At 61.2% G+C, this 13,194-nt stretch carries 12 protein-coding genes; 10 read left to right on the plus strand and 2 right to left on the minus strand.

From position 1 onward, the window contains the following. Positions 1-30 precede the first annotated feature (30 nt). On the plus strand, positions 31-567 hold the full coding sequence (locus tag ACP7CZ_RS05035; RefSeq protein ID WP_054897105.1) for a GNAT family N-acetyltransferase: 537 nt from the start codon (positions 31-33) through the stop codon (positions 565-567). A gap of 204 nt (positions 568-771) precedes the next feature. Beyond that, positions 772-957 (plus strand): hypothetical protein, encoded by a 186-nt coding sequence (locus ACP7CZ_RS05040; protein WP_014717190.1) that lies wholly within the window; start codon positions 772-774, stop codon positions 955-957. Positions 958-1,010: 53 nt separating this feature from the next. Here ACP7CZ_RS05040 and ACP7CZ_RS05045 read toward each other — a convergent pair whose 3' ends face one another. Continuing rightward, on the minus strand, positions 1,011-2,636 hold the full coding sequence (locus ACP7CZ_RS05045) for a glucan biosynthesis protein D (RefSeq protein ID WP_054897106.1): 1,626 nt from the start codon (positions 2,634-2,636) through the stop codon (positions 1,011-1,013). Positions 2,637-2,940: 304 nt separating this feature from the next. Here ACP7CZ_RS05045 and ACP7CZ_RS05050 point away from each other — a divergent pair, with 304 nt between their 5' ends. From ACP7CZ_RS05050 to ACP7CZ_RS05085, 8 genes are all read left to right on the plus strand, one after another. Next, entirely contained in the window at positions 2,941-3,648 is a 708-nt protein-coding gene (locus tag ACP7CZ_RS05050; RefSeq protein ID WP_294164454.1) for a tellurite resistance TerB family protein, read from the plus strand. A 719-nt stretch (positions 3,649-4,367) separates the two neighbouring features. Continuing rightward, positions 4,368-5,990, plus strand: a complete 1,623-nt coding sequence (locus ACP7CZ_RS05055; protein WP_014717193.1) for a methyl-accepting chemotaxis protein — start codon at positions 4,368-4,370, stop codon at positions 5,988-5,990. Beyond that, positions 5,990-6,502 (plus strand): chemotaxis protein CheW, encoded by a 513-nt coding sequence (locus ACP7CZ_RS05060; RefSeq protein WP_034126504.1) that lies wholly within the window; start codon positions 5,990-5,992, stop codon positions 6,500-6,502. Before ACP7CZ_RS05055 ends, ACP7CZ_RS05060 begins: the two co-directional genes overlap by 1 nt. After that, positions 6,499-7,761: a CheR family methyltransferase gene (locus tag ACP7CZ_RS05065; RefSeq protein ID WP_054897108.1), complete on the plus strand. Its 1,263-nt coding sequence runs from the start codon at positions 6,499-6,501 to the stop codon at positions 7,759-7,761. Before ACP7CZ_RS05060 ends, ACP7CZ_RS05065 begins: the two co-directional genes overlap by 4 nt. Then, positions 7,758-8,459, plus strand: coding sequence for a chemotaxis protein CheW (locus ACP7CZ_RS05070; RefSeq protein ID WP_057976021.1), 702 nt, complete (start codon positions 7,758-7,760; stop codon positions 8,457-8,459). The genes ACP7CZ_RS05065 and ACP7CZ_RS05070 overlap by 4 nt, the downstream gene beginning before the upstream one ends. Beyond that, a complete protein-coding gene (locus ACP7CZ_RS05075; protein WP_294172561.1) occupies positions 8,456-10,735 on the plus strand; it encodes a hybrid sensor histidine kinase/response regulator in 2,280 nt (759 codons plus the stop codon). The genes ACP7CZ_RS05070 and ACP7CZ_RS05075 overlap by 4 nt, the downstream gene beginning before the upstream one ends. After that, complete coding sequence (locus tag ACP7CZ_RS05080) at positions 10,732-11,742, plus strand: chemotaxis response regulator protein-glutamate methylesterase (RefSeq protein ID WP_034126508.1); 1,011 nt, start codon at positions 10,732-10,734, stop codon at positions 11,740-11,742. Before ACP7CZ_RS05075 ends, ACP7CZ_RS05080 begins: the two co-directional genes overlap by 4 nt. A gap of 52 nt (positions 11,743-11,794) precedes the next feature. Next, a complete protein-coding gene (locus ACP7CZ_RS05085) occupies positions 11,795-12,796 on the plus strand; it encodes a response regulator (protein ID WP_034126509.1) in 1,002 nt (333 codons plus the stop codon). A 143-nt stretch (positions 12,797-12,939) separates the two neighbouring features. Here ACP7CZ_RS05085 and ACP7CZ_RS05090 read toward each other — a convergent pair whose 3' ends face one another. Next, positions 12,940-13,194: a bacteriocin immunity protein gene (locus ACP7CZ_RS05090; protein WP_054897112.1), complete on the minus strand. Its 255-nt coding sequence runs from the start codon at positions 13,192-13,194 to the stop codon at positions 12,940-12,942.

Genomic DNA, 13,194 nt, shown 5'->3' on the forward strand with positions numbered 1-13,194 from the left:
TCCTTGGCGGTTGTTAAGCAGGAGAAGCTTATGCTGGTGGAACGCGCGTTAACCGAAGACGATATCCCTTTGCTGGCAGCCATCGATCGTACGGAGCTGATCCCGGCGTGCTATCGCATGGACTGCGGCGAACTGGTGTTGTATGCCACACATCATGACATGCACGGCTGGCCCGAAGGCGAGGCTGAACAGGATGCGGTGGCGCTGCGTGCCTGCCTCCAGCGCGGCGGGTGGTTATGGGGCGTATTCGACGGCCAGGTGCTGGTTGCCGCAGTGGTGGTGGACAATCGGCCGTTCCATCACCAGGGCCTGCTGATGCGGCAGCTGAAATTCCTGCATGTCAGCCACAGTGCCCGCGGTTCTGGCCTGGGCGGGCGGTTGTTGGCGCTGGCTTGCGAGCACGGCCGGCAAGTGGGGGCCCAAGCACTCTATATCTCGGCGACGGAGTCGCGTAACACTGTGGACTTTTACCTGCGCCATGGTTGCCGTCTGTTGCAGCAACCCCACGCTGAGCTTTATGCGCAAGAACCGCTAGACATTCACCTGTATCGACCCCTGCGTGAGTAATGGCTGTAGGTTTTTATTACCGCCGTTATTTTTTAAGTTAATACTCTAAAAAAATCCCACGAATGATGAGATAGTTTCTACGCTAAGGGTAAGCCCGACTCCTGGCCCAGGGAGACAGGCGGTTGGTCCGCGAAGCCGTTGCGCTTCCCGGGAGTTTGGAAATGGGCACCAGGAGTGTTTGACTGATATCAGGAGTAGCGGTCCATGGCCAAGTCCTATGGCGTAGCGGGTGCGGTGGCGTCTTTTCTGAGCCGTCGGATGTCCTTGCGGGGTCGAAGGTTGAGTTCAGATGAGATGGAGTTGCTGGTGCAATACCGGGCGCTGACCGAGAGCGATCAGGTGGCGATGCGGTATCTGATTGGTGCGATGAAAAGCGTGTCGCGGTTCTAAGCCACCTGTGATCATTCCCACGCTGCGGCGTGGGAATGATCAGGCGGTTAGTTTCAGGTGTACTTGCGCTGCTCCGGTGCTGGCGGGAAGTACTGATACAGCCAGGTTTCACTCAGGGTGCGGTCCTGGGTTCGTATAAACAGGCGCAATTCGACGGGTTCCACGCTGTCGCTGGTGGGGTACCAGTCGAACAGGATGCGATAGCCCTTGATGTTATCCAGCACCAGCACGCTGAAATCCTTCACCTCACCATGGGAACAAGTCACCACCGGCTCGATGCCGGTGCCCGCTGGCAGGCGATCCAGGCCACCGCCCTTGAAGTCTACGGCGAAACGCCGCGCCCATACCTTCGGATAATGCTCGCCGGGTGCCCAGCCTTCGGTAAAGCCGCCCATGCCCGAACGGGTCGCGTCGACCTGTGCCAGCGGCGTGCTCACCGGCGGCAGTGCGCTCCAGTACAGCTTGTAGCCGTAGTTGAGCGAATCACCCGCGGCCACGGGCTTTTTCGGGGTCCAGAAGGCCACGATATTGTCCAGGGTTTCGCCAGTGGTGGGGATTTCCAGCAAGTCGATGGAGCCTTCGCCCCAGGCCGTGGTCGGTTCAACCCACAGGCTTGGGCGTTTGCTGTACCAGTCGACGGTGTCCTGGTAGCTGGCGAACTCATGGTCGGTCTGCACCAGGCCGAAGCCTTTGGGGTTGGTGTCGGCGAACGCGTTGAATTGCAGCTTGGCCGGGTTGTTCAGGGGCCGGCAGATCCACTCGCCGTTGCCGCGCCACATGGCCAGGCGGTCCGAGTCGTGGATTTGCGGGTGGATGGTGTCGCACATGCGGCGCTCATGGGTGCCGCAGCTGAACATACTGGTCATGGGCGCGATGCCCAGTTGCTCGATGGCGGTGCGCGCATTGATGTGCGCGTCGATCGCCATCACCACTTGGTTGGCCTGGCAGTCGATATCGAAGCGGTAGGCGCCGGTGGCGCTTGGCGAGTCGAGCAGGGCGTAGACCACAAAGCGCGTGGCGTTCTTGTCCGGAGTTTCGAACCAGAACTGCGTGAAATCGGGGAATTCCTCGCGTTTTTTCGCGTAGGTATCAATCGCCAGGCCACGCGCCGAGAGGCCGTACTGGCCGGTGGAATCCACCGCACGGAAGTAGCTGGCGCCGAGAAACGACAGCACGTCATGGCGGTCCAACTCCGGCGCCTTGAACAGCTTGAAGCCGGAGAAACCCAGGTCCCCGGTCAGTTGCTGGGTGTCCACCGTGGTTTTTTCATAGTTGAACAGTGAAGGGCGAAAATGCACTTCGCGGGCTTCACGGGTCTTTGGGTCGACGCTGTGCATACGCACCGGCGTCTTGAAGCCCATGCCGACGTGGAAGAACTGCACGTCCAGTTGGCCGTTCAACTCCTTCCACAGCGAATGGTTACGGTCATAGCCGATGGCGTTGAAATTCTGCGGGGTCATGGTGGCCAGGGTCGGCGGCAGCACCTGCTTAGTGTCCTGGTAGCCACGGGTGGCCAATTGCTTGGCCTGGGCCTTGAGCGATTCGAAATCGAACGCCACGGCCTTGCCATCGGCAGCCCGATTCCCGGCCCAGGCCTGCGCGGCCAGCAGGCCACTGGCCGACAAACCGGTGTAAGCCGCAATGGCCATGGATGCTTTGAGCAAATTCCTGCGGTGCATAGAGACAACCTGTCGTGAGCAAATCCCGCGCCGTTCCTGGCACGTATCGGATCAGAAATAACGGTTCGGACATGCCTTCGGCCAAACGCAACGGACAATAAACAGACGCCGGATAGCTTAAGCGGTTCGATGAACAAGGCAAATTGATTGATGGCGGGATGATGGCGTTGCATGTGCAACAAGACATTTCCAGCATCGCAGGAGGACGTTACATCTGGAAGCACTCTAGATCGCGGCTTTTTGGCACTTAGTTTTACGCTGGAGGCCTATTGGTCCTACGAACCCAAGTGTCTGGAGGCTACGAATGAATACCCGTGGATTGCTCGATCAGTTGCTCAAGTCTGGCCAGGACATGTTGCAAAACAAGGCCGGCGGCCAACGCAAATCCAATGACAAGGGCGCCCTCGGCGGCTTGCTCAGCGGTGGCGGGCTCGGCAGCATGCTCGGCGGTGCCGGCGGCGGCGCCCTGGCGGCGGGGGCCATGGGCTTGCTGCTGGGCAATAAGAAAGCCCGCAAATTCGGCGGCAAGGCGCTCACCTACGGCGGCTTGGCCGCACTGGGTGTGATTGCCTACAGGGCTTACGGCAACTGGCAAGCCCAGCAGGCCAGCGCGCCCCAAGGCGAGCCGCAAACCATCGACCGCCTGCCGGCTGACCAGGTGGAGCAACACAGCCAGGGCATTCTCAAGGCACTGGTGGCCGCGGCCAAGGCTGATGGGCATGTGGATGAGCGCGAGCGCGCCTTGATCGAAGGCGAATTTACCAAGCTGGACAACGACCACGAGCTGCAACACTGGCTGCACGCCGAACTCAACAAGCCCCTGGACCCAACCGACGTTGCCCGCGCCGCCAGCACCCCGGAAATGGCCGCCGAAATGTACATCGCCAGCGTGATGCTGGTGGACGAAGAAAACTTCATGGAAAAAGCCTACCTGGACGAACTGGCACGCCAACTGAAACTTGAACCAGGCTTGAAGCTTGAGCTGGAAAAACAAGTACGGCTAAACGCATAAATAGGGCCACACGCCAGTCAAACCTGTGGGAGCGGGCTTGCCCGCGAATGCGGTGGGCCAGTCACTCTATTTCTGACTGACTGACTCACGCCATCGCGGCATAGGCACCAACACCGTAACCACGATGCGAAGCGAGCCGCTCTTGATCTTGCTTTTGATCTGCTTGTGATCTTGATCTCAGGCGCCCCGTTAAACCACGCTGGCCGGAATTCGACAGGGATTTGGGGGGTAAACCGGCAGGGATGCCGGTTTAGCCGCCCCGCGCCATGGATGGCGCGTGGCGGCGGCCCCCCAAATCACTGGCGGATTACGGGCACACCGAGCCTGGGCGAGGTGCCGAGTGGTGGGGCAAGAGCGTTTTGCTTACTTTTGCGCTTTTCAAAAGTGAGCCGCCGTCAGGGCGGAACCCTAAGCGGCCATTGCCGCAGGAATGGATATGTACACAATCCAGCTGTGTTGACTGTCAGGCCGCCATCGCAGGCAAGTCAGCTCCCACATTCAGATCGTGGGGGGGGCAGGTGGGTAGGCGTCGGCTGTCAGGCCGTCACGGGAGCAAGCTCCCTCGCCACAGGTCCAGCGCCGTACCAAAATTGTGTAGATAGCTGTGGCCAACGCGAGCACATCTGCATTCTGTGCACTGCACATCAAAAGCCTTGATAAAAGCGCGCAGCCGCTCAGCTATACTCCCCTCCATTTGAATGGCCCTGCGAGGAATTACTGTGAAGAACTGGACCCTGCGCCAAAGGATTTTGGCGAGCTTTGCGGTAATTATCGCGATCATGCTGCTGATGGTCGTGGTCTCGTATTCGCGCCTGCTGAAAATCGAAATCAGCGAAAACTCAGTGCGGGACGATGCGGTGCCCGGGGTGTTTTTCAGCTCCATGATTCGTAGCGCCTGGGTCGACAGCTACCTGCAGACCCAGGAGTTGGTCGGGATCCACGAGAACCAGGGCATTTCCGAAACCGACAAACAGGACTACAAGTCTTTCGAGGCTCGGCTTGAGCAACATATGGCCAGCTACGCAGGGACGATCAATATCACCCAGGATCGCACCGAATTCGATGCCTTCGAAAAACTGCACCAGAGCTACAACCAGATTCTCGCCCAGGTCTTGGCGGCCCATCAGAGCAATAACGCCGCCGAAGCACTGAGGTTGTTCAACGAGCAACTGACCCCCGCCTGGACCGCAGGCCGCATGAAGCTCAATGACATTATCAACGAAAACAAGCAGGTCGCCGACAACGCCACCGCCGCCATCGATGATGCGGTAGCGGCCGCGAAGATCAGCATGGGCGTCTCGCTGTTGCTGGCGATTCTCGCCGCCGCGCTGTGTGGCCTGTTGCTGATGCGCGCGATCATGGCGCCGATGCAGCGCATCGTTCAAATCCTCGAAGTCATGCGCACCGGCGACCTGAGCAAGCGCCTGAATCTGGAGCGCAAGGATGAATTCAACGCGGTTGAAACCGGCTTCAACGACATGATGACCGAGCTGACTGCTCTGGTGTCCCAGGCGCAGCGTTCATCGGTACAGGTCACTACCTCGGTCACCGAAATTGCCGCGACCTCCAAGCAGCAACAGGCGACCGCTACCGAAACAGCGGCCACGACCACAGAAATCGGCGCCACTTCCCGCGAAATTGCCGCCACGTCCAAGGACTTGGTCCGCACCATGACCGAGGTCTCCACCGCCGCCGACCAGGCCTCGGTGGCTGCCGGTTCTGGCCAGCAGGGCCTGGCCCGCATGGAAGAAACCATGCACTCGGTGATGGGCGCCGCCGACCTGGTCAACGCCAAGCTGGCGATCCTCAATGAGAAGGCCGGCAACATCAACCAGGTGGTAGTCACCATCGTCAAGGTGGCCGACCAGACCAACCTGTTGTCCCTCAATGCTGCGATCGAGGCTGAGAAAGCCGGTGAGTACGGGCGCGGCTTTGCCGTGGTTGCCACCGAAGTGCGCCGCCTGGCCGACCAGACCGCTGTGGCGACCTACGACATTGAGCAGATGGTGCGTGAGATCCAGTCGGCGGTGTCGGCAGGGGTGATGGGCATGGACAAATTCTCCGAGGAGGTGCGCCGCGGCATGTCTGAGGTGCAGCAAGTGGGCGAGCAACTGTCGCAGATCATCCATCAGGTACAGGCCCTGGCGCCGCGGGTGCTGATGGTCAACGAAGGCATGCAGGCCCAGGCCACCGGTGCCGAGCAGATCAACCACGCGCTGGTGCAATTGGGCGATGCCAGCAGCCAGACCGTCGAATCCCTGCGCCAGGCCAGCTTTGCCATTGATGAACTGAGCCAGGTTGCGGTCGGTCTGCGCAGCGGCGTCTCGCGTTTCAAAGTCTGATGAGCGAACTCGCGGCTAAACGCGGTGCCGTCCCGGCAGCGAAAAAGGCGTTGTTTCTGGTGTTTCGCATCGGCAACGAACGCTTTGCCCTCAAGGCTACGGAAGTGGCCGAGGTGCTGCCGCGCCTGGCGCTCAAACCTATCGCCCAAGCGCCCTTGTGGGTGGCGGGTATCTTCGCCCATCGTGGGGTGCTGGTGCCGGTCATCGACTTGAGCGCCCTGACGTTCGGCACTTCGGCCCAGGCGCGTACCAGCACGCGCCTGGTGCTGGTCAATTACCAGCCGCAGCCCTGGAGTGAGGCGCGTTGGCTGGGGCTGATTTTGGAACAGGCCACCGACACCCTGCGTTGCGACCCCGCCGAATTCCAGCCCTATGGCCTGGACAACCGGCAGGCGCCGTACCTGGGGCCGGTGCGTGAAGATGCCCAGGGCTTGATGCAGTGGATTGGCGTTGCGGATCTGTTGACCGCGCCAGTGCGCGCCTTGCTGTTTTCCGCCGAGTTGAGCCTATGAGCAATGACCCGCGGTTTTTCGCGTTTTTGAAAGAACGCATCGGCCTGGACGTCGCTTCGGTGGGCGAGGCGATTATCGAACGCGCGGTGCGCCAGCGCTGCCAGTCGTCCCAGTCGCAGTCGGCGGAGGCTTACTGGCAACACCTGCAAACCTCCCATGACGAGCAGCAGGCGCTGATCGAAGCGGTGATCGTCCCCGAGACCTGGTTTTTCCGCTATCCCGAATCCTTTGCAACCCTGGCTCGCCTGGCCCAGGCACGCTTGGCCGAGATCAACCAGATGCGCGCCCTGCGTATTCTCAGCCTGCCGTGTTCGACCGGCGAAGAACCCTATTCGATTGCCATGGCCTTGCTCGATGCGGGGTTGGCGCCCCACCAGTTCAAAGTGCAGGGCATGGATGTCAGCCCGCTGTCGGTGGAGCGCGCGCGGCGGGGCGTGTACGGCAAGAACTCGTTTCGCGGCGCCGACCTTGAGTTTCGTGACCGTCACTTCACTGAAGACGCAGGTAATTACCGCATCGCCGACCGGGTGCGCGAACAAGTGCGCCTGCAAGTCGGCAACTTGCTGGACCCGGCACTGCTGGCGAATGAGCCAACCTACGATTTTGTGTTCTGCCGCAACTTGCTGATCTACTTCGACCAGCCGACCCAGAAACAGGTCTTTGATGTGCTCAAGGCATTGACTCACGTAGACGGTGTGCTGTTTATCGGCCCGGCCGAGGGCAGCCTGCTGGGGCGTCACGGCATGCGCTCCATCGGTGTGCCGCAGTCCTTTGCCTTCAGTCGGCATGTAGAACCGGCCCCGCCGGTTGCACCTGTGGTCAAACCGACGCCCGCGCCGCTACCGCAGCGCAGGGCGGTGCCGATACCGCTCAAGCCGCGGCCGTTCAGCACCGTCAGCCCCAACGTGCCACCGGTCAAAGTGGTGACTACCGATGCCGGGGATTTGCTCAGCCAGATCGCAACCCTGGCCAACGAGGGCAAAAGTGCCGAGGCCCGAGCGGCCTGCGAACGGTATTTGAGCAGTCACCCGCCGGCCGCCCAGGTGTTTTACTGGTTGGGGCTGCTCAGCGATGTGGCTGGCAGTGCCCTGGAGGCCCAAGGGTATTACCGAAAAGCCCTGTATCTGGAACCGCAGCATCCCCAGGCCCTGATGCACCTGGCCGCGTTGCTCGAGTCCCAGGGTGACAGTGCCGGCGCGCGCCGTCTTCAGGCACGCGCCGCCCGTAGCGAGCGAGCTGACAGTGAGTCCAAACGATGAGTAGTCCTGACGCGCTCGACACCGCAGGCCTGGACCTGACGCTGACCGATACCCAAGCCATTGACGACTGTTGGAACCGCATCGGTATTCATGGCGACAAGTCCTGCCCGTTGTTGGCCGAGCATATCCACTGCCGCAATTGCTCGGTGTATTCCGCCGCCGCCACACGCCTGCTCGACCGCTACGCACTGCAACAGGACGACCATCACGCGCAGGCAACTGCCGAAGCGGATAACGAGGTGGTCACCCGTTCGCTGTTGATGTTCCGCCTCGGCGAAGAATGGCTCGGTATCGCCACCCGTTGCCTGGTGGAAGTGGCGCCGTTGCAGCCGATCCACTCGCTGCCGCACCAGCGTTCCCGAGCGCTGCTGGGCGTGGCCAACGTACGCGGGGCGCTGGTGGCGTGCCTGTCACTGGTGGAACTGTTGGGCCTGGACAGCACCAGTGCCGGCTCCAGCGGCGGGCGGATCATGCCGCGCATGCTGATCATCGCTGCCCAGGACGGCCCGGTCGTGGTGCCGGTGGATGAAGTAGACGGTATCCATGCCATCGATGAGCGCACCTTGAAGGCCGCATCGGTGTCCGGCACCCAGGCCAGCGCACGCTACACCCAAGGCGTGTTGCAGTGGAAAGGCCGCAGCCTGCGTTGGCTGGACGAAGCGCAATTGTTGTCCGCCGTGACCCGGAGCCTCGCATGACCCCCGACCAGATGCGCGATGCCTCGCTGTTGGAACTGTTCAGCCTGGAGGCTGATGCGCAGACCCAAGTGTTGAGCGCGGGCCTGCTGGCGCTGGAACGCAACCCGACCCAGGCCGACCAGCTCGAAGCCTGCATGCGCGCCGCGCATTCACTTAAAGGGGCGGCGCGGATTGTCGGTGTGGATGCCGGCGTCAGCGTGGCCCACGTCATGGAAGATTGCCTGGTCAGCGCCCAGGAAGGCCGTCTGTATCTGCAACCTGAACATATCGACGCATTACTGCAAGGCACTGATCTGCTGATGCGTATCGCCACCCCGGGCAACGATGTGGGGCCGGCGGATATCGAGGCGTACGTAGCGCTGATGGAGCGCTTGCTCGATCCCTCGCAGCCGATTGCGACGCCCGCGCCAAAACCCGAGCCCATCCCCGCGCCGCGGGTTGACGCGCTGCTGCTGGAGCCCGAGCTGGAGCCTGCGCCACCGCTCGGCAGTGACGCGCCGCGCCAGAACAAGCGCATGACCGAAGGCGGCGAGCGTGTGCTGCGGGTGACGGCTGAGCGCTTGAACAGTCTGTTGGACTTGTCCAGCAAATCCCTGGTGGAAACCCAGCGGCTCAAGCCGTACCTGGCCAGCCTGCAACGCCTCAAGCGCATTCAAAGTAACAGCTTGCGTGCGCTGGATGCCCTGGACGGCCAGCTCAAGTCGCTGGATCTGAACCTGGAGGCCCAGGAGGCCCTGGCCGATACTCGTCGCCTGCTGAGTGAAGCCCAGGCCCTGCTGGCGGAAAAAAACGCCGAGCTGGATGAGTTCGGCTGGCAGGCCGGCCAGCGCGCCCAGGTGCTCTACGACACCGCATTGGCCTGCCGCATGCGGCCGTTTGCCGATGTGCTGGCCGGGCAGGTGCGCATGGTGCGTGACTTAGGTCGCAGCCTGGGCAAGCAAGTGCGCCTGGAGATTGAGGGCGAAAAGACCCAGGTCGACCGGGACGTGCTGGAAAAACTCGAAGCGCCGCTCACCCATCTATTACGCAATGCGGTCGATCACGGCATCGAAACCCCTGAGCAACGCGTGCTGGCGGGCAAGCCGGCGGAAGGCTTGATTCGCCTGCGTGCGTCCCATCAGGCCGGGTTGTTGGTGCTGGAATTGAGCGATGACGGCAACGGTGTCGACCTCGAGCGCCTGCGCGGCACCATCGTCGACCGCCATCTGTCGCCGGTTGAAACGGCCCTGCGTCTGAGTGAAGAGGAACTGCTCACGTTCCTCTTCTTGCCAGGGTTCAGCCTGCGCGACAAAGTCACCGAAGTGTCCGGGCGCGGGGTCGGCCTGGACGCGGTGCAACATATGGTTCGTCAACTGCGCGGCGCGGTGGTGCTGGAGCAGACGGCGGGGCAGGGCAGCCGCTTCCATCTTGAGGTGCCGTTGACCCTGTCGGTGGTGCGCAGCCTGGTGGTGGAAGTCGGCGAAGAAGCCTATGCCTTTCCCCTGGCGCATATCGAACGCATGTGCGACCTGGCGCCCGACGACATCGTGCAGTTGGAAGGCCGCCAGCATTTCTGGCATGAGGGCCGGCACGTCGGCCTGGTTGCCGCCAGCCAGTTGCTGCAGCGCCCGCCGGGGCAGAACCCGTCAGATACCTTGAAGGTGGTGGTGATCCGCGAGCGCGATGCCGTATACGGGATTGCCGTGGAGCGTTTTATCGGCGAGCGCACCCTGGTGGTGTTGCCGCTGGATGATCGCCTGGGCAAAGTCCAGGACATTTCTGCCGGGGCCTTGCTCGATGACGGCTCGGTGGTATTGATCGTCGATGTCGAAGACATGCTGCGTTCGGTGGATAAATTGCTCAACACCGGTCGCCTGGAGCGCATTGCCCGGCGCAGCCAGCAGACCACCGAAGCGCCGCGCAAGCGTGTGCTGGTGGTGGACGACTCACTGACGGTGCGCGAGCTGCAACGCAAATTATTACTCAATCGTGGTTATGAAGTCGCTGTTGCGGTCGATGGCATGGATGGCTGGAACGCATTGCGCTCCGAGGACTTCGACCTGCTTATCACTGATATTGATATGCCTCGCATGGACGGTATTGAATTGGTCACACTTTTGCGCCGTGACAGTCGCCTGCAATCGTTGCCGGTGATGGTGGTTTCCTACAAGGATCGTGAAGAAGACCGCCGCCGTGGCCTCGACGCCGGGGCCGACTATTATCTAGCCAAAGCCAGTTTCCATGACGACGCCTTGCTCGACGCCGTGGTTGAACTGATTGGAGGCGCCCGGGCATGAGGATTGCGATCGTCAATGACATGCCCCTGGCGGTGGAGGCCTTGCGCCGCGCCCTGAGTTACGAGCCCGCCCACGAGGTGGTATGGGTGGCCAGCAATGGCCTGGAAGCGGTACAGCGTTGCGCCGAGCTGACCCCGGACCTGATCCTGATGGACCTGATCATGCCGGTGATGGATGGGGTGGAGGCCACCCGGCAGATCATGGCCGACACGCCTTGCCCGATTGTGATCGTCACTGTCGACCGCCAGGCCAACGTCAGCCGCGTATTCGAAGCCATGGGCCACGGCGCCCTGGATGTGGTGGACACCCCGGCACTGGGCGTTGGCAACCCCAAGGATGCGGCCGCGCCCCTGCTGCGCAAGATCCTCAATATTGGTTGGCTGATCGGCCAGCGCGGCACGCGGGTGCGTGCCGAAACCCCGCCGCAGCGGGTCACCGGCAAGCGTCAACGGCTGGTGGCCATTGGTTCTTCGGCTGGTGGGCCGGCGGCACTGGAAGTTCTGCTCAAGGGTTTGCCCCGGGATTTTCCCGCCGCCATCGTGCTGGTACAGCATGTGGACCAGGTCTTCGCCGCCGGCATGGCCGAGTGGCTGAGCAGCGCTTCCGGCCTGCCGGTGCGCCTGGCCTGTGAGGGCGAGCCGCCTCAACCCGGCGTGGTATTGCTGGCCGGAACCAACCACCATATTCGCTTGTTGAAAAATGGCACGCTAGCCTATACCGCAGAGCCGGTGAACGAGATTTACCGGCCCTCCATCGACGTGTTTTTCGAAAGCGTCGCCAGCTACTGGAACGGTGACGCCGTTGGCGTCTTGCTCACCGGCATGGGGCGCGACGGCGCCCAGGGCCTCAAGCTGATGCGTGAGCAAGGATATTTGACCATCGCCCAGGACCAACAGAGCTCGGCGGTGTATGGCATGCCCAAAGCGGCGGCGGCGATTGATGCTGCTGTTGAAATTCGCCCACTGGATAGAATTGCGCCCCGATTGCTGGAGGTCTTTGCAAAATGAACAAAAATCTCCCGCCGTGCTGGCTTGCAGGTAGTAATTCAGGTGATTGCACATGAATGATTTACAGCTCGACGACTTCAAGACCGACGAAAACGCCGCCATGGTGCTGCTGGTCGACGACCAGGCCATGATCGGTGAAGCCGTGCGGCGTGGCCTGGCCCATGAAGAGAACATCGACTTCCACTTTTGCGCCGACCCGCACCAGGCGATTGCCCAGGCGATCCGCATCAAGCCCACGGTGATCCTGCAAGACCTGGTGATGCCGGGCCTGGACGGCCTGACCCTGGTGCGTGAGTACCGCAATCACCCGGCCACCGCGAATATCCCGATTATCGTGCTGTCCACCAAAGAGGACCCGCTGATCAAAAGCGCGGCCTTTGCGGCCGGGGCCAACGATTATCTGGTCAAGCTGCCGGACAACATCGAACTGGTAGCGCGCATCCGCTATCACTCGCGCTCCTACATGACCCTGTTGCAGCGCGACGCGGCCTACCGTGCGTTGCGGGTCAGCCAGCAACAGTTGCTGGACACCAACCTGGTGCTGCAACGCCTGATGAACTCCGATGGCCTGACCGGGCTGTCCAACCGCCGTCACTTCGACGAATACCTGGAGCTGGAATGGCGCCGCGCCATGCGCGACCAGACCCAACTCTCGTTGCTGATGATCGATGTGGATTTCTTCAAGACCTACAACGACAGCTTCGGCCATGTCGAGGGCGACGAAGCCTTGCGCAAAGTCGCCGCCACCATTCGCGATGCCAGCAGCCGCCCTTCGGACTTGCCGGCGCGCTACGGTGGCGAAGAGTTCGCACTGGTCCTGCCCAACACCTCGCCGGGCGGCGCACGCCTGGTCGCGGAAAAACTGCGCATGGCGGTGGCGGCGTTGAAAATCCCGCACATCGCCCCGGCTGAAGGTGCCAGCCTGACCATCAGTATCGGGCTGTCGACGTTGACGCCTGTCCAGGGTACGGACTGCCGGCAGCTGATCATGGCGGCGGACAAGGGGTTGTACACGGCCAAGAACAATGGGCGTAATCAGGTTGGTATCGAGTAATTAGAGGCCAACTTCAATGTGCGAGGGGGACTTCCCCCTTGCACTCCTGAGTTTCGTACTCATCCGAATTGATTACATATGAAAGTTTTTGAGCTAAGAAATCTGCCATCGTTGTAGAGCCGATGGCAGGGGGCAGGACGGCGTTATTCTATTCTGAATCCAGGCTTGCCATTATTCGCGCGCCACTCTTTGACCTCTTTTACAATGCCTTCTGGACTGTCTTCTCTACCCTTTCTTGGATAATAGACGAGATCTGACCCATCAGGATGCTCCGTAAGTCGCTTGAATTCTAATAGCATTTCGTCATCTTCTTCCTCAGAGCGAGCACTCGCATCACAAAGAGAAATTACAAATTTTAAAAATTCGCTTTCTGTGTACTCAGAAATTGAGGTTTTCAT

The organism is Pseudomonas sp. DWP2-2, assembly GCF_049897065.1.
Taxonomy (GTDB): domain Bacteria; phylum Pseudomonadota; class Gammaproteobacteria; order Pseudomonadales; family Pseudomonadaceae; genus Aquipseudomonas; species Aquipseudomonas paracarnis.

Coding starts and splice junctions, on each gene's coding strand:
- ACP7CZ_RS05035 (WP_054897105.1), top strand. CDS start 31: ATGCTGGTGGAACGCGCGTTAACCGAAGACGATATCCCTTTGCTGGCA.
- ACP7CZ_RS05040 (WP_014717190.1), top strand. CDS start 772: ATGGCCAAGTCCTATGGCGTAGCGGGTGCGGTGGCGTCTTTTCTGAGC.
- ACP7CZ_RS05045 (WP_054897106.1), bottom strand. CDS start 2,636: ATGCACCGCAGGAATTTGCTCAAAGCATCCATGGCCATTGCGGCTTAC.
- ACP7CZ_RS05050 (WP_294164454.1), top strand. CDS start 2,941: ATGAATACCCGTGGATTGCTCGATCAGTTGCTCAAGTCTGGCCAGGAC.
- ACP7CZ_RS05060 (WP_034126504.1), top strand. CDS start 5,990: ATGAGCGAACTCGCGGCTAAACGCGGTGCCGTCCCGGCAGCGAAAAAG.
- ACP7CZ_RS05065 (WP_054897108.1), top strand. CDS start 6,499: ATGAGCAATGACCCGCGGTTTTTCGCGTTTTTGAAAGAACGCATCGGC.
- ACP7CZ_RS05070 (WP_057976021.1), top strand. CDS start 7,758: ATGAGTAGTCCTGACGCGCTCGACACCGCAGGCCTGGACCTGACGCTG.
- ACP7CZ_RS05075 (WP_294172561.1), top strand. CDS start 8,456: ATGACCCCCGACCAGATGCGCGATGCCTCGCTGTTGGAACTGTTCAGC.
- ACP7CZ_RS05080 (WP_034126508.1), top strand. CDS start 10,732: ATGAGGATTGCGATCGTCAATGACATGCCCCTGGCGGTGGAGGCCTTG.
- ACP7CZ_RS05085 (WP_034126509.1), top strand. CDS start 11,795: ATGAATGATTTACAGCTCGACGACTTCAAGACCGACGAAAACGCCGCC.
- ACP7CZ_RS05090 (WP_054897112.1), bottom strand. CDS start 13,194: ATGAAAACCTCAATTTCTGAGTACACAGAAAGCGAATTTTTAAAATTT.